Source organism: Caballeronia sp. LZ043 (assembly GCF_031451075.1).
Lineage (GTDB): Bacteria > Pseudomonadota > Gammaproteobacteria > Burkholderiales > Burkholderiaceae > Caballeronia.
In genome coordinates this window covers 1-20,826 of record NZ_JARUXT010000015.1, presented here as the reverse complement: position 1 = coordinate 20,826, position 20,826 = coordinate 1, and the positions used below count along the sequence as shown (strand labels likewise).

The window sequence follows — 20,826 nt, the reverse complement described above, 5'->3', positions numbered from 1 at the left end:
ACGGACAGAAAAAATCGCCCTTTTGAGGATTTGTTAATGGCTTTAACAGCGAAAAAGCGGCTGTTCGCCGACGCTGTTTTAGCCGGCAAGTCCAATAGGGATGCGGCCGTCGAGGCAGGGTATAGCGCGAAGACTGCCTCGGCGGCCGGATCGCGGCTTGTTAAAGACGCCGACGTGGTCGCATACCTAACCGCGCATCGCAAGAAGCCAGGATCGAGGACCGAGCGCACGCCGAAAGCAGCGGCAGCGACCGAGGATGACGCCCGCGCGTCGGAAGAAGACGCGAAAGCGAACGCCGACGAAGCAGTCGCGAGCGCCGCGCTCGCGGCCGGGTTCGACCTGACCGCGATGACCCACTTTTCGGATCCGAAGCAGTTCCTTCTGGCTGCCATGAATGACGGCCGGACGGAGCCGCGTCTGCGCGTGACGGCCGCGCAGGTTCTCATGCCGTTCATGCACCAGAAGCTCGGCGAGGGCGGCAAGAAGGATGCGAAAGCGCAGGCCGCAGAGAAAGCGGCGGGCAAGTTCGCCGCGCTGACGGCGCCGAAGCTGGTAGCGAACGGCGGCAAGAAGGTCTGACGATGGAATGGTCGACGGCATGTCCCGACTGGGCTGAGAGGCTCAAGACGGGGCGGTCGATCATCCCGCCGCCGATCTTTCCGGAGCAGGCCGAGCAGGCGCTCGCAGTGTTCAAGGAACTGAAGATCGTCGATGCGCCGGGCAGCCCGACGTTTGGCGAGTCGTGCGCGCAGTGGGTCTTCGACCTGGTGTCGTCGATCTTCGGCGCATACGACGCGGAGAGCGGGCGGCGGCTGATCACCGAATGGTTCGTGTGTATCCCGAAGAAGAACAGCAAGTCGACGCTCGCGGCCGGGATCATGATGACCGCGATGATCCTGAACTGGCGCATGTCGGCCGAATACGCGATCTTGGCGCCGACGATCGAGGTGGCGAACAACTCGTTCGCGCCCAGCCGCGACATGGTCAAGCACGAGCCCGAGCTCGACGACCTGTTCCAGGTGCAGACGCACATCAAGACGATCACGCACCGCACGAGCGGCGCGACGCTGAAGGTCGTTGCGGCCGATTCGAACACGGTCGGCGGCAAGAAGAGCGTCGGCACACTGGTCGATGAGGTGTGGCTGTTCGGCAAGCAGGCGAACGCTGAAAACATGCTGCGCGAGGCGATCGGCGGCCTGGCGTCGCGCCCGGAAGGCTTCGTCATCTACCTGACGACGCAGTCCGACGACCCTCCGGCGGGCGTCTTCAAGCAGAAGCTGCAGTATGCGCGCGACGTGCGCGACGGCAAGGTGATCGACAAGTGCTTCGTGCCAGTCATCTTCGAGCATCCGCCCGAGATGGTGGCGCGCAAAGAGCATCTGCTGGCCGAAAACTTGGCCATGGTGAACCCGAATCTCGGGTTTTCCGTCGACGAAGCGTTCCTCCATCGCGAGTTCGCGAAGGCGAAAACCGAGAGCGAAGAGTCGTTCCGCGGCTTCCTCGCGAAGCACGCCAACGTCGAGATCGGTCTCGCGCTGCGCAGCGATCGCTGGGCGGGCGCGGATTTCTGGGAAGCCGCCGCGCATGCGCCACGCATCACGCTCGAGCAGCTCATCGAGCGTAGCGAAGTGATCGATGTGGGGATCGACGGCGGTGGCCTGGACGACTTGCTGGGTCTCGCGGTGATCGGTCGCGAGCGCGAGACGCGGCGCTGGCTGCTCTGGACGCATGCGTGGGCGCATCCGTCCGTGTTCGAGCGCCGAAAAGAGATCGCGTCGCGGCTGCACGACTTCGAGAAGGACGGCGACCTGACAGTCGTTGCGCAGATCGGCGACGACGTGACGGACGTGGCCGACATCGTCGCGAGCATCGAGCGCGTGGGGTTGCTCGACCGCGTTGGCGCCGACCCGGCCGGCATCGGCGGGGTGCTCGACGCGCTCGTCGAGGCGGAAGTGCCTCAGGACAAGGTCATTGGGATCTCGCAGGGCTGGAAACTGTCCGGCGCGATCAAAACGGCGGAGCGGAAGCTCGCCGAAGGCGTGTTGATTCATGGTGGGCAGAGCCTGATGGCCTGGTGCGTCGGGAATGCCCGCATCGTGCCTGTCGGCAACGCCGTGAACATCACGAAACAGGCATCCGGGACGGGAAAAATCGACCCCCTGATGGCGACATTCGACGCGATTTCGCTGATGGCTCTCAATCCCGAGAGCCTCGCGGGCATCAACGATTTCTTCGAGAACCCGATCATCGTATGAAACAGGACAAGCAAAAGTCGCCAGGGCGCTTCAAATCGGGCGTTCTGAGGTGGCTTGGCGTGCCTATTTCATTGACAGACGGGTCATTCTGGGCGGCGTGGGGCGGCATGAATTCGTCGAGCGGCGAGTCTGTCACCGTCGATTCGGCGCTTCAGCTTTCGGCGGCGTGGGCATGCGTTCGGTTGATTGCCGAGACGATCGCGACGCTGCCCATGAACCTCTACAAAAAGGCGGCGGACGGGACACGCACGCTCGCGACGACTCATCAGCTCTACGACATCCTTCACAGCCAGCCGAACGCGGAGAACACTGCAGTCGAGTTCTGGGAGGTGATCGTCGCGAGCATGCTGCTGTGGGGAAACGGCTACGCGCGCAAGCTGCGCTCGGCCGGAGTGATCATCGGCCTTGAGCCGATGCAGCCGCAGCGCACGCGGGTGAAGCGGCTGAGCAACGGCGCGCTGCAATACACGTATCAGGATCTCGACGGCACGACCGCTACGCTCTCGGAAGATGATGTTCTGCACTTCCGAGGCTTCAGTCTCGACGGGTTCATGGGACTGTCGGTGATTTCGTACGCGCGCGAGGTGCTCGGCAACGCAACGGCGGCGAACAAGACCAGCAGCAGCGTGTTCCGCAATGGCTTGCGTCCGTCCGGCGTGCTGTCGACCGATCAGGTGCTTGCGAAGGAGAAGCGCAACGAAATCCGCACGAGCCTGACTGAGCAGTTCGGCGGCGCGATGCAGGCCGGGAAGACGATGGTGCTTGAGGCCGGCATGAAGTACCAAGCCATCACCATGAATCCGGGCGACGTCCAACTTCTCGAAACGAAAGCGTTCAACGTCGAAGAGATCTGTCGCTGGTTCCGGGTCCCGCCTTTCATGGTGGGTCACAGCGAGAAATCGACCAGCTGGGGCACCGGACTCGAGCAGCAGGTGCTCGGCTTCCTCTCGTTCGCGCTTCGGCCGTGGCTCACTCGCATTGAGCAGACAGTGAACAAGGGCTGTCTCGCGCCCGGCGAGCGTGGCACCTACTACTCGGAGTTCTCGGTCGAGGGGCTGCTGCGCGCCGACAGCGCGGGGCGGGCGGCTTTCTATTCGACGATGACGCAAAACGGCCTGATGACGCGTGACGAGTGCCGCGTCAAGGAGAACCTGCCACCGATGGGCGGGAATGCTGCCGTTTTGACTGTCCAGTCGGCGCTGCTGCCGATCGACAGGCTCGGCGAGCAGTCGGATGCTGCCACTGCGCAAGACGCACTCAAGAATTGGCTCAGCCAGGAGCAGAAATGAATCGAAAGAGCGGAAAAGGCGGCTACAAAGTCCGGGCGTTCGAACTCGATGTGAAATCGGTCGATGACGCGGGTCACTTCTCCGGTTACGGCTCGGTCTTCGGCAACGTAGACAGCTACGGCGAGATCGTCGCGCCTGGCGCGTTCGAAAAGAGCCTTGCCGAACTGAAATCGAGCGGCCGCGCGCTCCCGATTTTGTGGCAGCACAGCTCGAACACGCCGATCGGCTCGTGGTCCGGCCTGAAAGAGGACGATTACGGCCTCTTCGGTGATGGCGAGCTGTGGCTTGACGATGCCCCGAACGCGAAGATCGCGTATCGCGGCATGAAGGCGAAGGCAATCACCGGCCTGTCGATCGGCTACTACGTCATCAACTCGAGCTACAACGAGAAAACGGGCGAGCGAACGCTCAACGAGCTCGATCTCGTCGAAATCAGCATCGTCACGAATCCGGCGAACCCTGAAGCGCGCATCGAGGCCGTGAAATCGGTCATTGCGCACGGTGGTATCCCATCCCTTTCCGAGTTCGAGCGGTTCCTGCGCGAGGCAGGCTTCTCGAAATCGCAGGCGGCGGTCATCGCTAACCGCGGCTTGAAGCACCTGCTCCGGAGTGAGTCCGGGGACGACAGCGAAACCCCGGCCTTGTCGAGTCTTCTCGACGCATACAAGGCACCTCAACTCCCGTCCTTTAAGTAAGGAAAACCATGCAAAAAGTCCAATATCCGCGCGATTTCGCACGCAAGAACGCCGGCAGCGCCGACGACAAGCTCGAAATCAAGGGTCTTCTCGACTCCCTCAAGGAGCGCGACGCCGAAATCAAGTCGTGGTGCGAAAAGGCCACGAACGAAATCAAGGAAACCGGCAAGGTCGCAGGCGAGACGAAGTCCGCACTCGAAAAGTTGTCGGAAGAAGGCATCAAGGCGAACGCCCGCATCCTCGAACTGGAGCAGAAGCTCGCGCGGCGCGGCGGCGGCGACGACAACGTCGTCAAGTCGATCGGCGAGATGATGACCGAATCGGACGACTTCAAGGCTTTCGCGCAGAAGGGCCGCGGCACCGCGCGCATCAACCTGAAGGCCGTCTCGAACATCACGAGCGCGACCAGCGGCCAAGGTGGCGTGGGTGTCGCAATCGCTCCGGATCGCCTGGCCGGCGTGCAGGGGCCGGCGCTGCGCCAATTCGTCGTTCGCGACCTGATCATGCCGGGCCGCACCGCGTCGAACGCGATCGAATATGTGCAGGAAAGCGGCTTCACCAACTCGGCGGCGCCGGTGGCTGAAGGCGCGCAGAAGCCGCAGTCGGATCTGTCGTTCGAACTCAAGACCACGACCGTCAAGACGATCGCTCACTGGTTCCGCGCGTCGAAGCAGGTGCTCGCCGACGTGCCGCTCCTGCAGAGCTACATCAATGGCCGCGCGATCTATGGCCTGAAGTACGTTGAAGAGGCGCAACTGCTGTCTGGCGACGGCACGGGCCAGAACATCCTCGGCCTGATCCCGCAAGCGACTGCGTTCGACGACGATCGCCGCGTGACGGGCGACACGCGCATCGATACCCTCCGCCACGCGATCCTGCAGGTCCGTCTCGCCGAATACCGTGCGACCGGCATCGTGCTGAACCCGGTGGACTGGGAAGGCATCGAGCTGCAGAAGGACTCGACCGGCCAGTACATCTGGGTGAACGTGCAGGACGGCGGCCAGCAACGCATGTGGAAGCTGCCGGTCGTGGACACCACGGCCATCGCTGAAGGCGAGTTCCTGGTCGGCGCGTTCGATCTGGCCGCGCAGGTGTTCGACCGCGAAGACGCAGCTGTCGAGGTGTCGACGGAGGACGCGGACAACTTCACCAAGAACATGGTGACGATCCGCGCCGAAGAGCGTCTGGCGATGGCGGTCTATCGTCCGGAATCGTTCGTGCACGGCACGTTCGCCGCGGCGTAATCGGAGTTGCGCGCGGGGCGCGCGCGGCGCGCCTCGTACCCAACCTCTGGAGGCTGACATGAAAGTGAAAGCGGAAAAGGCATTCGAAGGCCAGGAAGGCTACGTGAAGCGGGGCGACGTCATCGAGGTTTCCGAGATGCGCGCGCGCGAGCTGAAGCGTGTGGGCCTCGTGAAAGACGTCGCGCAGAAAGCTGCCCCGGCGCCGAGCAACAAGAAGGCTCCCGAGCCGGAAAACAAGGCGAAGGCGGCGAAGTAAATGGCCGATCCGACGCCGATCATCACGACCGAGCAAGCGCTCGCGCATCTGCGCGCGGACGCCGGCGTCGAGGATGATCTGATTGCGCTGTATATCAGCGCTGCGGTCCAGTCGGCATCCGACTATCTCGACCGGAAGATCTACGCAACCACGGACGACATGGCCGCGGCCGTGCTCGCCGACACTGCCGGCGACGATCCGATCGTCATTAACGACGCGGTGCGAGCGGCGATCTTGCTGATCCTCGGCAAGCTGTATGCGTATCGCGAGGACGTCGTCGTCGGCACGTCGTCGAGCGTGATGGAATTGCCCGCCGGATCGAAGCAGTTGCTGTTTCCGTACCGCGCGGGGCTCGGCGTCTGATGCGCGCGGGCGATCTGAACCGGCGCGTGCGCATCGAGCGCAACGGCGGCGGATTCGACGACATCGGGCAGCCGATCGAAGGCTGGACAGAAGTCGCCACGGTATGGGGCAACGTCCGCATGCTGACCGGCAAGGAAACGCTCACGTCAGACGCCGATGTCGGCACCGCATCGGCGAGCATCCGGATTCGGTACCGGACGGACATCACGAACGGCATGCGCGCCATCGTCGACGGTGTCGTGTTCAACATTGGCGCGCCGCTGCCGGATCTAGCGGGCCGCGAGTACGTCGATCTACCGTGCACGACGGGGGCGAATCTTGGGTAGCGCGGAATCAGTCACGTTCGGGGCGATCAAGGCGCTCGCCGGCGGTCGCGTGTATCCCGACGTCGCGCCGGACGGCGCCGCACGCCCCTATGTCGTCTATCAGGGCGTCGGCGGCGTGGATGAAACCACGTTCGACGGTGCCGACACGCTGCAGAACAGCCGCATGCAGGTCGCCGTTTGGGCGACAACGCGCGGCGAGGCGTCAACCATCATTCAACAGGTTCGTGCTGCGCTGACTGCCGAGCCTGTTCGCGGCGTGCCGATCGGCGCGCCGGTGAGCGTCTTCGAAGACGACACGAAGCTGTACGGCAGTCGGCAGGACTTCTCAATTTGGTATCAGGAGTGAAACGATGACCAGCACCGCAATTTCGTCGCAAGGCACGAAGATCTCGAAGAACACCGGCACGACGCAGACGCCGGTCTGGACCGCGGTCAAGAACGTGTCGAACCTGAACGGCTTTTCCGGCTCGGCGAGCGACATCGATGTGACCGACTTCGACAGCACCGCGAAGGAGTACCGCCAAGGGCTCCAGGACTGGGACACGGTGTCGTTCGACATCAATGTCAACATGAAGGAAGCCAGCCACGCCGCGCTGCTCGCCGACAAGCGCTCGGGCGTGGTCGCGCAGTATCAGGTGATGCTGAGCGATGGCACGACCATCGAGTTCGAAGGCTACGTGAAGTCGTTCCCGATCACCGCTGGCGTCGACGCCGTGGTGAAGGGCACCGTCGCAATCAAGATCTCCGGCGACATCGATGTCACGCCGGCGACGGCTTAAGGAGCGCTCGCGCATGCTGACGAAAGAGCAACTCCTGTCGCTGGGACAGCCGACCGTCGAAACCGTCAACGTCGAAGGACTCGGCGAGATTCGCGTCAAGGTGATGGACGGATTCGCGCGCGACGCCCTGCAGAAGACGCTGCAAGAGCAGGGCACAAGCGACAGCGTCTACTTCTCTGCGGTCATCGTTGCGACGGTCGTCGACGACAAGGGCGAACCGATGTTCACCACTGCCGACCTCGATACGCTGCGCGGCATGAGCGCCGAGACGGTGCGTCGAATCGGTCTGGCGTGCACAAAAGTCAACGCTCTCGGAACGTCGCAGGCGCAGGAAGCGGAAAAAAACTCAGACGCCATCCAGAACGACTCTTCTGGCACCGCCTAGCGCTCGCGCTCGGCATGTCAGTCGCGCGAGCGCAACGCGAGATCGACAGCGTTGAGTTCGCCGACTGGATGGCGTTCTACAACATTGAGCCGTTCGGCGAGCGCATTGCGGACATTCGCATGGGCATGCTGGCGGCGACGACAGCAAACATCCACCGCGACCCGAAAACGAAGGCGTTCGAGCCTGCCGATTTCATGCCTTGGGTGAAGCAGCCGAAGAAGGAAATCCTGTTCGACGATCCGAAGGACCAGGCGCGTTTCGTCGCGCTGGCTCTGTTCGGCATCGACATCAAGCAAGCGAAGGGCAAGAAGTTCAAGGTCAAACGGAGATCAGGTGGCGAAAAAGATTGAGATCGTCAATCCGACCGCGCTCACCGACTATCTCGACCGGCTTGAAACGATCGCGAGCGAAGAGGTGTTGCGGCAAGCCGCGGTCGCGGGCGCGCGCGTCATCCATTCCGAGGTACGCCTGCGCGCGCCGGTCGGCACGCCATACGAGCGGAAGGGCACGCAGCACGTGCCCGGTACGCTCAAGCAATCGATCCTGATCGCCTACGACAAAGAGGAATCGATCGCAGGCCACCTCGCGATTTATCTGGTGACCTGGTCGAAAGATGCTTTCTACGGGCGATTCGTCGAATTCGGAACGTCGCACTCGGCGGCGAAGCCTTTCCTTCGCCCGGCCTTCGAGGCGACGAAGCGGGCCGCGGCCGATGCCGTCATCGAAGTGATTCAGAAAAAGGCTGAGGAGGCCGCGCGTGGCGAATGAGACCGTCGTTAAGGTAGGGGCCGACTCGTCCGGCTACACCGCCGAGCTCGACAAGGCTCGCAAATCCGCTACTGCGTTCATGAACACGCAGTCGGAGATGGCGCAGCGCGCCGCCGTTGCGCAGGACGCGATCGCCGAGGCGACTGCGAATGGCTCGGATGCCAGCGCGCGCGCGGTGAAAGCTTTCACTGATGCGCTGCTGAAGAACGCCTCCACGGCAGGCAAGTCACGCGCCGAGATCCTCGCAATGCGCGCCGCGAATCTCGGCTTGTCGGACTCGGTCAAGCCATACATCGACCAGATTGCGAAGGCATCGGAGCACACGCACAGCTTCAGTCTGGAATCGTCCGCGGCAAAGCGCGAGTTGCTCGTGCTCGGGCACGAACTGTCGCAGGGCAATTACAAGCAGTTCGCCGGCTCCCTGCTGGTGATGGCAGAGGCGACGGGCGCATTCAACATGCTGCTTAACCCGGTCGTGCTCGGCGTCGGCGCGTTCGTCGGCGTGCTGGCGATCGCCGCGCATTCGACGTTCGCCGCGCGCGAGCAGCTGGCGGCCTATGGTGAAACCGTCGAGAAAATCTCGAAGCAGACGGGCCTGTCCACTGACGACGTCCAGAAGTTCGGGTTCGCCGCTAAGACGGTCGGTATCGAGACGAAGGATGCAGCCGAGGCGCTCGCCGATCTGACGAAAGCGCAAAACGAAGCGCAGCACGGCAACAAGGACGCGGCGGCCGCGTTCGCGGCAGTCGGCGTTTCGCTGAAGACGCTGAAATCGGCGTCGCCGGAAGATCTTCTCGCGCGCGTCGCAGATGCTTTCTCGAAGAGCGCGGATGGTGCCAGCAAGGCCGCGGTCGCCAACGAACTGTTCGGGACTGCGGGCAAGAACCTGATCCCGCTGCTCGATCAAGGATCGGCGCGTCTTGCACAGTTGGGAGCCACCGCGACCGACGTCGGCGCCGTGCTCTCTGCGAAGACGATCGCGCAGCTGTCAGCGCTTCAGGAGCAGCTCGAGCTGTCGCACGCGAAGATGGACGCGTTGACACTCGCGGCGAAGACCGCGCTGCTGCCCACAATCATCAACCTGACGGACGCCCTCGCCGACAACGTCGCGATGAAGCCGCTACTGAACGACTTCTACGCTGGCGTCGCGATCATCATGAAGACCGCGGCGAGCGCTGTAGCGACGCTCGTCGCGGCGTTTGAGGAAACATCGGAGGTCATCGCCACGCTGGTGACGGTGGTGGCTTACGGGATGACGGGCCAGTTCAAGATGGCTGCGGCGTCCGCGCAGGCCGGCTACGACAACCTGAAGAAGCAGGGGCAAGGCTACGCTGACTTCATGTCGCGGCTCTGGTCGAATACCACTCCGGGAGGAGATTCCCACGGCGCCGCGCCCACTGGTCAGATCAACTTTTCGAAGGGCGACAACGCGCCGAAGGCCTATCAGGAAAGCCGCGCCGACTCGTTGATGGATCAGGCGAAGCAGGCACAGGCGACGCTTGAGGCCTCGCTCAATGGGCAGGAAAAGTTGACCGGCTGGGCGGCGAAGGAAGTTGAGTTGCGCGCGGAGATCGACGGCCTCGCCGGCAGGACGCTGACGAAGGCGCAGCAGAGTGTCCTCGCGCATCAGACCGAGCTTCTGGCTCAGTACAGCCTAAACGCGTCTCTTGAGAAGCAAATCGACCTGAGAACGCGCATCGACAAGCTGAACACCGAGGCGTACGAGACCAACTCGAAGATCCAGGACCAGAACGACGCGCTGTCGGCGCAGCACAAGATCCAACTCGACACCATGACGCTCGGCACGAAAGAGCGGCAGCGTCAGATCGAATTGCTGAACATCGAAACGGAGCGGCAGAAGGAACTTGCCGACTGGCAGAAGAAGGCAATCAACGAGCGGCTCGACGGTACGCCGCAGGATACCGAGGAGCGGGCGTCAATCAACAGCCGATTCGACGCCCGCCGCGACGAAACCACAAGTTTCTTCGATCGAAGCGATCTGGCCAGTCAAAACTGGGTGGCCGGCGCGAAGGGCGGTCTTCAGGACATCATCGACAAGACGAACGACCTCGCGTCGGCCGCAAATAACACCGCGCAGAACTCGATCGCCAGCCTGGGCGATGCGGTCGCCGATTTCGCGACGACCGGCAAGCTCAACATGGGCGACTTTGTGAAGGCGGCTATCGGCAGCCTGATCAAGCTCGAAACCGAAGCGCTCATTGCGAAGGCGATCCTTGCGTCGTTCAACTTCTTCGGCGCGGCCGGAAGCGAGGCTGTGGGCGCGTCGGCAACGAGCACTCCAGACGACCTCATTTCGGGGTATGGGCACGCGACCGGCGGATACATCGCCGGCCCGGGCACGGGCACAAGCGACAGCATTCCTGCGCGCCTAAGCAACGGCGAATTCGTGATGACGGCTGCGGCAGTGCGGCGCATCGGAGCCTCGAATCTTGACGCCATGAACAACGGCGCGGCTGTGCACAGCGTCGCGCGTTTCGCTTCGGGTGGCCTCGTCGGCGCAGCATCCGGTGTCTCGCCTAGCGCTCGCGCCGGCGACATCAACATCGACGCGCCCGTGACCGTGCAGGGCGGCGCAGACGCCGGCGCCAACGCATCCGGCGCGGCCGACCTGCAGAAGAAGATCACAGCCGCCGTGCGCGCGGTCGTCGTGAACGAGCGGCGCCAAGGGGGTGCTTTGTGGAAAATGAAAAATGGAATTGCCTGATATGAATAGCATCGTTCCGTTCACAGAGCCCGATGCTGCATCGTTGATGCAGTACTTGCACTACGACCAGCACTCCGGGGTTTTTACGTGGATCAAGTCACCGCGTGCTCGGACCCGAGTCGGCAGTGTTGCGGGAACTGTAAGCGCGCAGGGGTATATCGGCATAACGCTCTTTGGGCGCCGGTATCTTGCTCACCGTCTCGCCGTTTTGTTCATGACCGGCCTACATCCGAAATGCCAAGTGGACCACATTGATCTCTGTCGAACGAACAATGTGTGGTCGAACCTTCGCAGCGCGGACACATTTCAGCAGGCGCACAACACTGGAATGCGGTCCAATAACACGAGTGGCGTGAAAGGGGTTTCCTGGCACAAAGGCGCTGGCAAATGGACCGCCGAGGTGTGGTGCGATCGAAAAAAGTACTACCTCGGCCTCTTTCTGACGAAGGGAGAGGCAGCAGCGGCAGTAGCTGCAGCGCGAGTGCGGCTTCACGGTGAATACGCGCGGGCGGCCTAAATGCCTGACACATTCGCGTGGAAGCCTACGGTAGCCAGTTCGTCCGGAACGACGACCCTCAAGGTTCGGAAAGCCCAATTTTCGGATGGCTACACCCAGCGTGTCGCTGATGGCCTGAACAACGCGTCGTCGAGCTTCAGCCTGCAATTCGTCAACGACGCGGCGACGATCAGCGCGATCCTCGCGTTCCTGCGCGCGCACGCGGGCGCAACTGCGTTTCTGTGGACGCCGCTGCTCTGGACGGCGCCCGGGCTGTTCACCTGCGAATCCTTCTCCGAGCCGACGCGTGACGGCGCCGTCTACACGATCACCGCGACGTTCGATCAAACCTTCGCACCCTAAAATTCGATGGCTACTCTCCAGAAAGTCAACCTCGGCACTCCACCGACGGCGGTTGACGGCGACACCGTGCGCGGCGCAAACACGAAGGCCAACGCGAACGTCGACGTGCTGAACGCGCAGGTAGCGCTGACCAGCGCGGCGGCCACCATCACGACCGCCCAGGCGCTGACCGCGGCGCATGTAGGGAAGCGCGTCAACATCAACTTGGCGGCGGCCGGAACGATCAACGTTCCCTCAGCGGCGACGATGGGGCTCGACGGCGTCGTGCATCTGCGCAACGTGGGCACGACGCTGGTGACCCTAGCGATCGCCACGGGATCAGGCGACACGCTTGCACTCACGAAGCTATACGGAGGCGAGTCGGCGCTGCTCGACTCGGATGGCACACATGCTATCGGCTGTCTCCTGCGTGGCAGGCCGAACACCGATAATGAAACCGTTATCGGCAATGAAACAATTGGCGGCACATTGTCCGTGACGGGTGCTGCATCGGTGTCTGGATCGTTCAGCGCAAAAGGCGCGGCGTTCTTCGGCAGCTCGGCGCAAGCGTCTATCGATGCGACTGGCGTGTTCTTTGGGGTTTCTGCTTCTTACACCGGGGGAGTCACGGTCAACGGGACCTTGGTTGGCGGCGCGTTGGCTGCTGGCGGCCCTGTGATCTATAGCGGTACCGGGTCACTGAATGCAACGAGCAACAATTATCAACTCGCGCTGCGAAATTCCTCGACTGCCGCGGGCAAGTTCTGGCTCATCGGCCCAAACTCGGCGAACAACATCGTCGTTTTCAATCAAGGGCTCACGGGTTGCTACATTTCGGACGGTGCCACCGCATGGGCCAGTCAGTCCGACGAGCGCCTGAAAAACATCCGCGGCAATATCGAGGATGCTATTGCCGCGGTGAAGGACATTCGAACCGTCCGCTACACGTGGAAGGCCGACGACGATCACGCCGAAGCGCTGGGCGAAACAAACGACTCACGCGTGTATATCGGCGTCATCGCACAAGACGTCCAGAAACACTGTCCTGAGGCCGTATCAGAAAGCTCCGGCGGGTATTTGGGCGTTGCGTATTCAGAATTGGTGCCGGTGTGCTTGGCTGCAATCAAAGAGCTGTCCGCGAAGGTTGAGGAACTCGAGGCGCGGCTCGCATGACGATCGTCGCCGACATCCAGCAGATCGAACCGGGGCGCCTGGTCGAATTGTTCGAAGTCGACTGCACGGCGATCGGGGGCGACCTGCTGCGGTTCCAAGGGCATCTGCAAACCGCGTCGATCTTCTGGCAGGGGAACGAATACAAGCCGTGGCCGATTCAGGCGACAGGCTTCGAACACACGTCTGACGCGCAGCAACCCGAGCCGAAGCTGACGGTCGCGAACGTCGACGGCACGATCTCGGCGCTGTGCGTGTATCTGGCCGACCTGGTCGGCGCCAAGGTGCGCCGGCGGCGCACGCTCAGCAAGTATCTGGACGCGGTCAATTTTCCGGGCGGCAACCCGACGGCGGACCCGACCGAGGAGATGGCCACCGAGCTTTGGTACATCGAGCAGAAGAGCAGCGAGACGAACGTGCAGGTCGAGTTCACGCTGTCCAGCGCGCTCGACTTTGGCGGCCAGCAGTTGCCGGCGCGTCAGATCGTCACGATCTGCCAGTGGCAATACCGCGATGCCAACTGCGGTTACACGGGCTCGGCGTACTTCGATGCGAACGATCAGCCGGTGAGCGACCCCGCGCTTGACCGATGCAGCAAACGGATCAGCGGCTGTGAATGCCGCTTCGGCGTCAACGAGCCGCTCAGTTTCGGCGGCTTTCTCAGCGACACCCTTTCCTGATGAACGAAGAGACGAAGAAAGCGATCGCGGATCACGCGCTCGCGGAATACCCGCGCGAGTCGTGCGGGCTCGTCGTGCTGCACGACGGGATCGAGCGCTACGTCCCGTGCCGCAACCTTTCGGCCGCGCCCGGCGAGCACTTCGTGATGTCGCCCGAAGACTATGCGCTGGCCGAGGACATGGGTCCTATCGCCGCGGTCGTGCATTCGCATCCGGGCGCGACGGCCCGGCCGAGCATGGCCGACAAGGCGATGGCCGAGAAGAGCGGCGTCAACACGTGGGTAATCGTGTCGGTGGGCGTCCAGCTTGACGGAACCATCGCCGTCGAAGGCTGGTGCGAGTTCGGTCCGAGCGGCTACGTCGCGCCGCTCATCGGCCGCGAGTGGGCGCACGGAACGCTCGACTGCTACAGCATCGTGCGCGACTGGTACCGGCTCGAGCGCGGCATCGACCTCCCGGACTTCGAGCGGGCGGATCGCTGGTGGGAGGACGGCGCGTCGAGCCTCTACATGGATCACTTCGCCGAGGCGGGCTTCGTCGACGTCGGGCAGGACGCCGACCTCCAGCCGGGCGACGTGTTGCTGATGCAGATCCGCAGCAAGAACGATGTGCCGAACCACGCGGGCGTGTATCTCGGCGGCGGCGTGATGCTGCACCACATGCATGGGCGCCTATCGGGCCGCACGGTATGGGGCGGCATGTGGGCGCACGCGCTGCGCACGGTGCTTCGCTACAAGGGAGAAGCGGCATGACCGAGAAGCTGAGAACCATTCGCCTGTACGGCCCGCTCTCTAAGTTCGGGCGTGTGCATCGACTCGCGGTTTCGTCGACTGCTGAGGCCGTGCGCGCACTCAGTGTGCTCGTGCCTGGGTTCAAGTCGTTTCTGCTCAATGCGAAAGACAGCGGCCTGACGTTCGCTGTCTTCAACGGGCGACGCAACCTCGCCGAGGACGAGCTTCGTCACCCAGTCGGTGACGAAGACATCCGGATTGCGCCGATCCTGATCGGCAGCAAGCATGGCGGGATCTTCCAGACCATTCTCGGTGCGGCTATCGCCGTCGTTGGCGTCTTCGTCGAGAGTCCGACTCTCATTGGATTGGGTGCTTCGATGGCGCTCGGCGGTGTCATGCAGATGCTGAGCCCGCAGGTCTCCGGCCTAGCTAGCACGAGCGGCGACAACGGCACGTCCTACTACTTCAACGGGCCGGTGAACAGTGCGGCGCAGGGTGAGCCTGTGCCGATCGTGTATGGGCGCATCCGCGTCGGCTCGAAAGTCGCCAGTTCCGGGATTTATGCTGAGGATGAGAAGTGACCGAGGACAAGGACAGTCTGCATTCGATCGCATACGCGAACATCCTCGACATCATCTCCGAGGGGCCGATCGAAGGGCTTGCCGCCGGCCTGGCATCTGTCTTTCTGGACGACACGCCGCTGCAGAATTCGGACGGCAGTCTCAACTTCCAGAACTGCACTGTCGACTATCGCCTCGGCACGCAGGACCAGACGTTCATCGCGGGCTTTCCGTCTGTCGAGCGCGAGACGGCGATCTCTCTCCCGCTGACGAGCGATGTAGCATGGACCCGGCAGCTCACGGACACGCAGGTCAACGCCGCGCGAATCCGGATGTCTGTCCCGGCCCTGCAAAAGCAGAACTCCGAAACGGGAGACGTCACCGGCTACCGCATTGAGTATGCGATCGACGTCGCGACGGACGGCGGTGCATACCAGCAGGTCCTCACGGGCGCTTTCGATGGCAAGGCCACTTCGCTGTACGAGCGCAGCATCCGCATCGAACTGCCGGCCGCCACAACCGGATGGCTTATCCGTGTTCGGCGCCTGACGGCCAATGCGCACAGCTCGCTGATCGCGGACACGGTCACAATCGAGGCTATCACCGAGATCATTGACCGCAAACTGCGTTACCCAATGACCGCGCTGGTCGGAATATCTTTCGACGCGCAGTCGTTTAGCTCGGTCCCCACACGGTCATATGACGTGAAGGGATTGATCATTCGCGTGCCCTCGAACTACGACCCAGTCACGCGCGGTTACACGGGCACATGGGACGGTACGTTCAAGACGGCATGGACAGACAATCCCGCGTGGATTTTCTACGACCTGGTGTTGAACGACCGATACGGTCTCGGCAAGCTTGTCGATGCGTCCATGATCGACAAGTGGAACCTGTATCAGATCGGGCAGTACTGCGACGTCATGGTGTCGGACGGCAAGGGTGGCACCGAGCCGCGCTTCACGTGCAATGCAGTGATCCAGTCGCAGGCGGACGCCTACAAAGTCCTGCAGGATCTCGCGACGGTATTCCGCGGCATTGCCTATTGGGGACCGGGACAGGTCGTCGCGAATGCCGACATGCCGCAGGATCCTGAGTATGTGTACACCGCGGCGAACGTTGTTGCTGGACATTTCGAGTACGTCGGATCGGCGCGCAAGACGCGCTATACGACCGCGCTGATCAGCTGGAACGACCCGGCGAACAGCTATCAGCAGGCGGTCGAGTACGTGCCCGACGAGGACGGCATGGCGCGCTACGGCGTGATGAAGGCCGAAATTACGGCGTTCGGCACGACGTCGCAGGGGCAGGCGCACCGGCTCGGGCTGTGGACGCTTCTCACGAGCCGGTACGAGACGAACACGGTCTCTTTCGAAGTCGGCCTCGACGGCACGCTGTGCCCGCCGGGCACGATCATCGCGGTGGCCGACCCTGCGAAGGCAGGGCGGCGCACCGGCGGACGGATCCGCGCGGCTGCCGGGCGCGTCGTGACGCTCGACAAAGCGCCTACGCTCGCGGCCGGTGACACGCTGACCGTCATTCTGCCGACCGGGCTGGCGCAGAAGCGGACCGTGCAGAGCGTGGCAGGCGATGCCGTCACTGTTTCCGACGTCTTCACGACGGCGCCGACGGCGGGCGCAATCTGGATGGTGGAGAGCGCCGATCTTGCGTCACAGTTGTTCCGTATCGTGAGCGTGCAGGAATCGGACGACGACGGCCAGATCACCTACACGATCAACGCGACGCAGTACGAGCCCGGCAAGTACGCAGCAATCGACAACGGCGCCGCAATTCAGGTACGGCCGATCACCGTCATCCCGCCGTCGGTGCAGCCGCCGCCGTCGAACGTGCGCCTGTCGACCTATTCGGTAATCGACCAGGGCATCTCGAAGACGGTCATGGTCATCGCCTGGGATGCGGCAGACAAGGCAGTCAACTATCTTGCAGAGTGGCGCAAGGACAATGGCGACTGGGTCTCCGCGAACCAGACCGGCGGCCTGCAGGTCGAGGTGAGCGGCATCTATCAGGGCACCTATCTCGCCCGCGTGCGCGCGCAGAACGCCATGGGCGTGACGTCGATCCCGGCGTACGGCGTCGACACCCAGCTGACTGGCAAGACGAGCCCGCCGCCGGCGCTGGTGTCGCTCACGACCTCGACGCTGGTCTTTGCTGTCCAGATCGATTGGGCATTCCCTTCCGACGGTTCGGCAGGAGACGCGGCATATACGGAGCTCTGGTACAGCAAAACGAACGACCGCAGCACCGCGACCCGGCTCTCCCTGTTGCCATATCCGCAGTCCCAGTTCGTCTATATGGGCCTCGCTGCTGGCCAGTCGTTCTTCTTCTGGGCCAGACTGATCGACACCACGGGCAATATCGGGCCGTGGTATCCGAATTCGACGCAGGGCGTGAACGGCCAGAGCAGCAGTGACGCGGACGAAATCCTGTCGTATCTGACCGGACAGATCACGGCCACGCAGCTTGCGCAGGACCTCCTGTCCGACATCGAGGCGATTCCCGATCTTCAGCAGACGGTGCAGGAAACAGCGGCGGCGATCACGCAAGAGTCGCAGACCCGATCGGACGCAGACAGCGCGCTGTCCCAGCGGCTCGACGTTGTAAGCGCACAGGTGCTATTGCCGCCGCTGGCAGGTAGTACGGGTGACTACGCTGGATCGACGCAGATCTACGCCGGGGTGTGGTCCGAGCAAAGCGCGCGCGCCGAGGCTGACCTTGCGCTCGCAAAGAACGTCGAGACGGTGACGGCGCAGATCACGTCGGGTAACACGCAGTTGATCGCCGCCATCCAGACGGAAACGCAAGCGCGGGTCGATGCCGACAGCGCGCAGGCGTCGCAGATCACGACCGTGCAAGCGACAGCCAACGGGGCGCAAGCGCTCGCGCAAACGGCATCGAACTCGTACGCGGACATCAATGGTCGCGTTGCGGCCTCGTACCAGATCAAGACGCAGATCACCGCGTTTGGGCGAACGTATATAGCCGGCATCGGCGTGGGCGTCGACAACACGAGCGGCACCGTTGAATCACAGGTGCTGGTTTCCGCCAGCCGCTTTGCGGTGCTCGATCCGAATGGGGCGGCGGTCAGCGCGCCGTTCGTGATTCAAGGCGGGCAGGTCTTCATCAGCCAGGCATTCATCGGCACCGGCTGGATTCAGAACGCAATGATCGGCGACGTCATCCAGTCGACGGCGGTGGGCGCGAATGGACAGCCCCGCTGGGTTCTCAACAAGAATGGCTCACTGACAATGAACGGCGCGAACGCGGGGTCCGGCTGGCTCACGATCAACGACTCAACGCTTCTCGTCTACGACGGTAACGGCACGCTGCGCGTCCGATTGGGGCTCTGGTAATGGCAGCAGGACTTCAAATCTGGGATGCCCAAGGCCGGCTCGTCGTGGATCTAACCACGCGGCTCGCTCGTATCGTGGGGGTCGCGACGATCGACGGCAGCTCCAATCAGGTATCCCACCCTTTGCTTGCACAGGGAGATGTTTTCGTCGCATTTCAGCCAACGAACCTCTGGAATTTCGTCGACATGGATGTGAGTCGGCCCATATTTTCGATCCCTGGGCGTGGAGGCACTACGATCAGTTGGACGTACTCGCCGGGATTCGGAATCCACAATTACAGGATCGTAGGCTCCATGTTCTACGGAGTGAAGTAATGCCGGCCGGGTTCCAATGTTTCGCGGCCGATGGTACGAACACCATTCAGATCGACAGCGACAGTGGCCTGCCGAATTTTCAGCTTCGGCAGAAGATCACACAGACGATGGCTAGTGGTCCGATTCCGGTGTATTCGGTGGCGAACGGTCAGCGTTACCAATCGAATGGACCAACGACGACATTCTCTTTTTATGCAATCAGTCCGCTGGTGGTATTTGAATGTAATGCCGCACACATCTGTCCTCACGTCTGGAGCCAATCCGGAAATAATTTCACGGTAACGGTCGTGGGGGATGCTGCGGTTCCGGTCACCATCTACGTATTCGATCAAAACGATTTCAGTGTTACGGCGAACCGTTTCGGGCTTCAGGTATTCAACGCGGCCGGTGTGCTCGTCGCTGACGCCGCGGCGGCCTTCGCGAAGCCAGTAGGGTTTGGGCAGGGAAATCCCAAGTATGCGTATGGGTCGACGGGCTACACAACGGACAGCGGCACGTGGGCAACCGACCAAGGCACGAACACGTTTTCCGTCGTCGAACGCGTGGGCATCGCGTGCATTCAGCCCGCTTTCGCCGAGGGCGGATCGGCAGGCGGCGCATCCAATGCAGGGATCATCCTCTCGACGTTCCGGACGTTCGGCAACGCCATCAACGCGAACATGACCGGGTTCGGCGACAACCGGAACAACAACAACTACGTCGGATTCCGCGAGGCTCTGAGCTGGAGCTATATGGCGGTCGACATTTCCTACCTGTGAGGCACGTATGCCAATCGCACTGAACTACACGACGCCAAGCACATGGGCCGCGGCTGAGTATCACGTCGTGCAGCAACTGACGCTGGACTTCGTCACATCGAACTGCACCGCGACGGTTGCTTCTTTCGTGTCGAAGGAAGCGAAGGACGCAGGCAAGTCGCCGATCTACGCGCAGCAGATCGTGCTCGATGGCCTTCCTGCAACCGACGCGGATCCGAAGGCCTACGTCGAAGGGTTGCTGATCGAGCCGCAGCCGACGGACGCGCCGACGCCGCCCTACGCGAACCGCTACGCCTTCGCAGGCGGGGCGATCGTCGAGTAAGCGCAGCGCCCGAACGAACAGCCGCCCTCTGGCCAGGGCGGCTTTTTTTATGCCCGGACGACCGGCGTGAGTACGAGGAACGACATGTCTTTGCCTGAATGGTCACAGAACACGGGAATGGGCGCGCTTGGCGCGCTGGCGTTCCGGTGGATCTGGCAGGAGGTGCGGAGCCGCCGCAAAGACATTCAGATCGATCAGTCAGAGGCGCTCGCCCTCAAAAACATGAGGGACGAAATCGCGCGTCTGACGGAGCGCATCGATTCGCTGGAGAAGAAGCTCGACGAGCGCGATGTGGAAGTCGAAGCCGAGCGGAAGCTCCGGCGCATCGCGGAGAACGAGCTCGACCAGGAGAAGCGGCGCAGTGCCGCGCTCGAGGATCGAATCGCTGAATTGGAGAGCGAAATTGCCAAATCTTAGTCAGTGGTGGCGCGCGAGCAAACTGCTCATTGCCGTTTGCCTGCTGGTGCTCGTCGCCGGCTTCGCGGGCGCGCAATGGCAGTCACGCGCGGATGCGGACGAGCGGGCTGTGCTGATCAGTCGGTTTCCGACCGTTCGCGCGGACGAACGCAGGGCATGCGAGCGCGAGTTCACTGCCAAGGTTGCCGGGCTCGAAGGGATGAATCAGCAGGCGACCCAGGCGCTGAGCGACATCCGCGCGCAGATGGAAGACACGCACGAGGTCGTCGCCTACACGCTGCGCTTCCTCGGCGACCGCGCGAAGCTGACTGACGCGCGGCAGGCGGCGCTGATCAAGCAGGCCCGACAGGCCGCTGCGGCCGCCACGGTTGCGGCACAGAAGACCGAGGCCGTCGAGCAGAAGGTCACGGTTGCTACCGCGAAAGCCGTCGAGGCCGCGAGCACCGCGAAGGCGGTCGACAAGAAGCTGGACACCGCCGTGCAGCCGGCGCTGCCGCCGCAGCCGTGGGCGGGAAACCGCCGCTGACCGTGTCACCGATCTCATCACCAGCCCGGCCGCGCGCCGGGCTTTTCATTTCTG

At 62.7% G+C, this 20,826-nt stretch carries 25 protein-coding genes; all 25 read left to right on the top strand.

Going from position 1 to position 20,826, the window contains the following annotated elements:
• Positions 1-36 precede the first annotated feature (36 nt).
• The 25 genes from QCE64_RS35770 to QCE64_RS35655 all read left to right on the top strand — a co-directional run bounded on the left by QCE64_RS35770 (position 37) and on the right by QCE64_RS35655 (position 20,772).
• A complete protein-coding gene (locus QCE64_RS35770) occupies positions 37-579 on the top strand; it encodes a terminase small subunit (protein WP_310009038.1) in 543 nt (180 codons plus the stop codon).
• A 2-nt stretch (positions 580-581) separates the two neighbouring features.
• Positions 582-2,255, top strand: coding sequence for a terminase large subunit (locus QCE64_RS35765; RefSeq protein WP_310009036.1), 1,674 nt, complete (start codon positions 582-584; stop codon positions 2,253-2,255).
• A complete protein-coding gene (locus tag QCE64_RS35760) occupies positions 2,252-3,544 on the top strand; it encodes a phage portal protein (protein ID WP_310009034.1) in 1,293 nt (430 codons plus the stop codon). Before QCE64_RS35765 ends, QCE64_RS35760 begins: the two co-directional genes overlap by 4 nt.
• Positions 3,541-4,239 (top strand): HK97 family phage prohead protease, encoded by a 699-nt coding sequence (locus tag QCE64_RS35755; RefSeq protein ID WP_310009032.1) that lies wholly within the window; start codon positions 3,541-3,543, stop codon positions 4,237-4,239. The genes QCE64_RS35760 and QCE64_RS35755 overlap by 4 nt, the downstream gene beginning before the upstream one ends.
• Before the next feature lie 8 nt (positions 4,240-4,247).
• Positions 4,248-5,483, top strand: coding sequence for a phage major capsid protein (locus QCE64_RS35750; protein WP_310009030.1), 1,236 nt, complete (start codon positions 4,248-4,250; stop codon positions 5,481-5,483).
• Positions 5,484-5,541: 58 nt separating this feature from the next.
• Positions 5,542-5,739 (top strand): hypothetical protein, encoded by a 198-nt coding sequence (locus tag QCE64_RS35745; RefSeq protein WP_310009028.1) that lies wholly within the window; start codon positions 5,542-5,544, stop codon positions 5,737-5,739.
• On the top strand, positions 5,740-6,102 hold the full coding sequence (locus tag QCE64_RS35740) for a head-tail connector protein (RefSeq protein WP_310009026.1): 363 nt from the start codon (positions 5,740-5,742) through the stop codon (positions 6,100-6,102).
• Positions 6,102-6,428: a phage head closure protein gene (locus QCE64_RS35735; RefSeq protein WP_310009023.1), complete on the top strand. Its 327-nt coding sequence runs from the start codon at positions 6,102-6,104 to the stop codon at positions 6,426-6,428. Before QCE64_RS35740 ends, QCE64_RS35735 begins: the two co-directional genes overlap by 1 nt.
• A complete protein-coding gene (locus QCE64_RS35730) occupies positions 6,421-6,774 on the top strand; it encodes a DUF3168 domain-containing protein (RefSeq protein ID WP_310009021.1) in 354 nt (117 codons plus the stop codon). The genes QCE64_RS35735 and QCE64_RS35730 overlap by 8 nt, the downstream gene beginning before the upstream one ends.
• Before the next feature lie 4 nt (positions 6,775-6,778).
• Complete coding sequence (locus QCE64_RS35725) at positions 6,779-7,207, top strand: phage tail tube protein (RefSeq protein ID WP_309933161.1); 429 nt, start codon at positions 6,779-6,781, stop codon at positions 7,205-7,207.
• Positions 7,208-7,220: 13 nt separating this feature from the next.
• Positions 7,221-7,592, top strand: a complete 372-nt coding sequence (locus tag QCE64_RS35720; RefSeq protein WP_309933163.1) for a hypothetical protein — start codon at positions 7,221-7,223, stop codon at positions 7,590-7,592.
• A 14-nt stretch (positions 7,593-7,606) separates the two neighbouring features.
• Positions 7,607-7,942, top strand: coding sequence for a DUF4035 domain-containing protein (locus QCE64_RS35715; protein WP_310009019.1), 336 nt, complete (start codon positions 7,607-7,609; stop codon positions 7,940-7,942).
• Positions 7,926-8,360: an HK97-gp10 family putative phage morphogenesis protein gene (locus QCE64_RS35710; protein WP_310009017.1), complete on the top strand. Its 435-nt coding sequence runs from the start codon at positions 7,926-7,928 to the stop codon at positions 8,358-8,360. The genes QCE64_RS35715 and QCE64_RS35710 overlap by 17 nt, the downstream gene beginning before the upstream one ends.
• Positions 8,361-8,457: 97 nt before the next feature.
• Positions 8,458-11,085 (top strand): phage tail tape measure protein, encoded by a 2,628-nt coding sequence (locus tag QCE64_RS35705; protein ID WP_310009015.1) that lies wholly within the window; start codon positions 8,458-8,460, stop codon positions 11,083-11,085.
• Complete coding sequence (locus QCE64_RS38035; protein ID WP_404987926.1) at positions 11,072-11,602, top strand: HNH endonuclease; 531 nt, start codon at positions 11,072-11,074, stop codon at positions 11,600-11,602. The genes QCE64_RS35705 and QCE64_RS38035 overlap by 14 nt, the downstream gene beginning before the upstream one ends.
• A complete protein-coding gene (locus QCE64_RS35700) occupies positions 11,603-11,944 on the top strand; it encodes a phage tail protein (protein WP_310009013.1) in 342 nt (113 codons plus the stop codon).
• A 6-nt stretch (positions 11,945-11,950) separates the two neighbouring features.
• On the top strand, positions 11,951-13,096 hold the full coding sequence (locus tag QCE64_RS35695) for a tail fiber domain-containing protein (protein ID WP_310009011.1): 1,146 nt from the start codon (positions 11,951-11,953) through the stop codon (positions 13,094-13,096).
• Complete coding sequence (locus QCE64_RS35690) at positions 13,093-13,773, top strand: phage minor tail protein L (protein ID WP_310009009.1); 681 nt, start codon at positions 13,093-13,095, stop codon at positions 13,771-13,773. Before QCE64_RS35695 ends, QCE64_RS35690 begins: the two co-directional genes overlap by 4 nt.
• Positions 13,773-14,525 carry a C40 family peptidase gene (locus tag QCE64_RS35685; RefSeq protein ID WP_310009007.1) on the top strand — a complete coding sequence of 251 codons (753 nt, stop codon included), beginning with the start codon at positions 13,773-13,775 and terminating at the stop codon, positions 14,523-14,525. Before QCE64_RS35690 ends, QCE64_RS35685 begins: the two co-directional genes overlap by 1 nt.
• Complete coding sequence (locus tag QCE64_RS35680; RefSeq protein ID WP_310009005.1) at positions 14,522-15,085, top strand: tail assembly protein; 564 nt, start codon at positions 14,522-14,524, stop codon at positions 15,083-15,085. The genes QCE64_RS35685 and QCE64_RS35680 overlap by 4 nt, the downstream gene beginning before the upstream one ends.
• Positions 15,082-18,435: a host specificity protein J gene (locus QCE64_RS35675; protein WP_310009003.1), complete on the top strand. Its 3,354-nt coding sequence runs from the start codon at positions 15,082-15,084 to the stop codon at positions 18,433-18,435. The genes QCE64_RS35680 and QCE64_RS35675 overlap by 4 nt, the downstream gene beginning before the upstream one ends.
• 313 nt (positions 18,436-18,748) lie before the next feature.
• A complete protein-coding gene (locus QCE64_RS35670; RefSeq protein ID WP_310009001.1) occupies positions 18,749-19,507 on the top strand; it encodes a hypothetical protein in 759 nt (252 codons plus the stop codon).
• A 7-nt stretch (positions 19,508-19,514) separates the two neighbouring features.
• Complete coding sequence (locus tag QCE64_RS35665; RefSeq protein WP_310008999.1) at positions 19,515-19,829, top strand: hypothetical protein; 315 nt, start codon at positions 19,515-19,517, stop codon at positions 19,827-19,829.
• An 84-nt stretch (positions 19,830-19,913) separates the two neighbouring features.
• Positions 19,914-20,246, top strand: a complete 333-nt coding sequence (locus QCE64_RS35660; RefSeq protein WP_309933178.1) for a hypothetical protein — start codon at positions 19,914-19,916, stop codon at positions 20,244-20,246.
• Positions 20,191-20,772 carry a hypothetical protein gene (locus QCE64_RS35655; RefSeq protein ID WP_310008997.1) on the top strand — a complete coding sequence of 194 codons (582 nt, stop codon included), beginning with the start codon at positions 20,191-20,193 and terminating at the stop codon, positions 20,770-20,772. The genes QCE64_RS35660 and QCE64_RS35655 overlap by 56 nt, the downstream gene beginning before the upstream one ends.
• The last annotated feature ends 54 nt before the right edge of the window (positions 20,773-20,826 follow it).

What these genes read in the sequence shown, in the direction of transcription:
- QCE64_RS35770 (WP_310009038.1), top strand. Translation starts at nt 37, where the DNA reads ATGGCTTTAACAGCGAAAAAGCGGCTGTTCGCCGACGCTGTTTTAGCC.
- QCE64_RS35765 (WP_310009036.1), top strand. Translation starts at nt 582, where the DNA reads ATGGAATGGTCGACGGCATGTCCCGACTGGGCTGAGAGGCTCAAGACG.
- QCE64_RS35760 (WP_310009034.1), top strand. Translation starts at nt 2,252, where the DNA reads ATGAAACAGGACAAGCAAAAGTCGCCAGGGCGCTTCAAATCGGGCGTT.
- QCE64_RS35755 (WP_310009032.1), top strand. Translation starts at nt 3,541, where the DNA reads ATGAATCGAAAGAGCGGAAAAGGCGGCTACAAAGTCCGGGCGTTCGAA.
- QCE64_RS35750 (WP_310009030.1), top strand. Translation starts at nt 4,248, where the DNA reads ATGCAAAAAGTCCAATATCCGCGCGATTTCGCACGCAAGAACGCCGGC.
- QCE64_RS35745 (WP_310009028.1), top strand. Translation starts at nt 5,542, where the DNA reads ATGAAAGTGAAAGCGGAAAAGGCATTCGAAGGCCAGGAAGGCTACGTG.
- QCE64_RS35740 (WP_310009026.1), top strand. Translation starts at nt 5,740, where the DNA reads ATGGCCGATCCGACGCCGATCATCACGACCGAGCAAGCGCTCGCGCAT.
- QCE64_RS35735 (WP_310009023.1), top strand. Translation starts at nt 6,102, where the DNA reads ATGCGCGCGGGCGATCTGAACCGGCGCGTGCGCATCGAGCGCAACGGC.
- QCE64_RS35725 (WP_309933161.1), top strand. Translation starts at nt 6,779, where the DNA reads ATGACCAGCACCGCAATTTCGTCGCAAGGCACGAAGATCTCGAAGAAC.
- QCE64_RS35720 (WP_309933163.1), top strand. Translation starts at nt 7,221, where the DNA reads ATGCTGACGAAAGAGCAACTCCTGTCGCTGGGACAGCCGACCGTCGAA.
- QCE64_RS35715 (WP_310009019.1), top strand. Translation starts at nt 7,607, where the DNA reads ATGTCAGTCGCGCGAGCGCAACGCGAGATCGACAGCGTTGAGTTCGCC.
- QCE64_RS35705 (WP_310009015.1), top strand. Translation starts at nt 8,458, where the DNA reads ATGGCGCAGCGCGCCGCCGTTGCGCAGGACGCGATCGCCGAGGCGACT.
- QCE64_RS38035 (WP_404987926.1), top strand. Translation starts at nt 11,072, where the DNA reads ATGGAATTGCCTGATATGAATAGCATCGTTCCGTTCACAGAGCCCGAT.
- QCE64_RS35700 (WP_310009013.1), top strand. Translation starts at nt 11,603, where the DNA reads ATGCCTGACACATTCGCGTGGAAGCCTACGGTAGCCAGTTCGTCCGGA.
- QCE64_RS35695 (WP_310009011.1), top strand. Translation starts at nt 11,951, where the DNA reads ATGGCTACTCTCCAGAAAGTCAACCTCGGCACTCCACCGACGGCGGTT.
- QCE64_RS35690 (WP_310009009.1), top strand. Translation starts at nt 13,093, where the DNA reads ATGACGATCGTCGCCGACATCCAGCAGATCGAACCGGGGCGCCTGGTC.
- QCE64_RS35685 (WP_310009007.1), top strand. Translation starts at nt 13,773, where the DNA reads ATGAACGAAGAGACGAAGAAAGCGATCGCGGATCACGCGCTCGCGGAA.
- QCE64_RS35680 (WP_310009005.1), top strand. Translation starts at nt 14,522, where the DNA reads ATGACCGAGAAGCTGAGAACCATTCGCCTGTACGGCCCGCTCTCTAAG.
- QCE64_RS35670 (WP_310009001.1), top strand. Translation starts at nt 18,749, where the DNA reads ATGCCGGCCGGGTTCCAATGTTTCGCGGCCGATGGTACGAACACCATT.
- QCE64_RS35665 (WP_310008999.1), top strand. Translation starts at nt 19,515, where the DNA reads ATGCCAATCGCACTGAACTACACGACGCCAAGCACATGGGCCGCGGCT.
- QCE64_RS35660 (WP_309933178.1), top strand. Translation starts at nt 19,914, where the DNA reads ATGTCTTTGCCTGAATGGTCACAGAACACGGGAATGGGCGCGCTTGGC.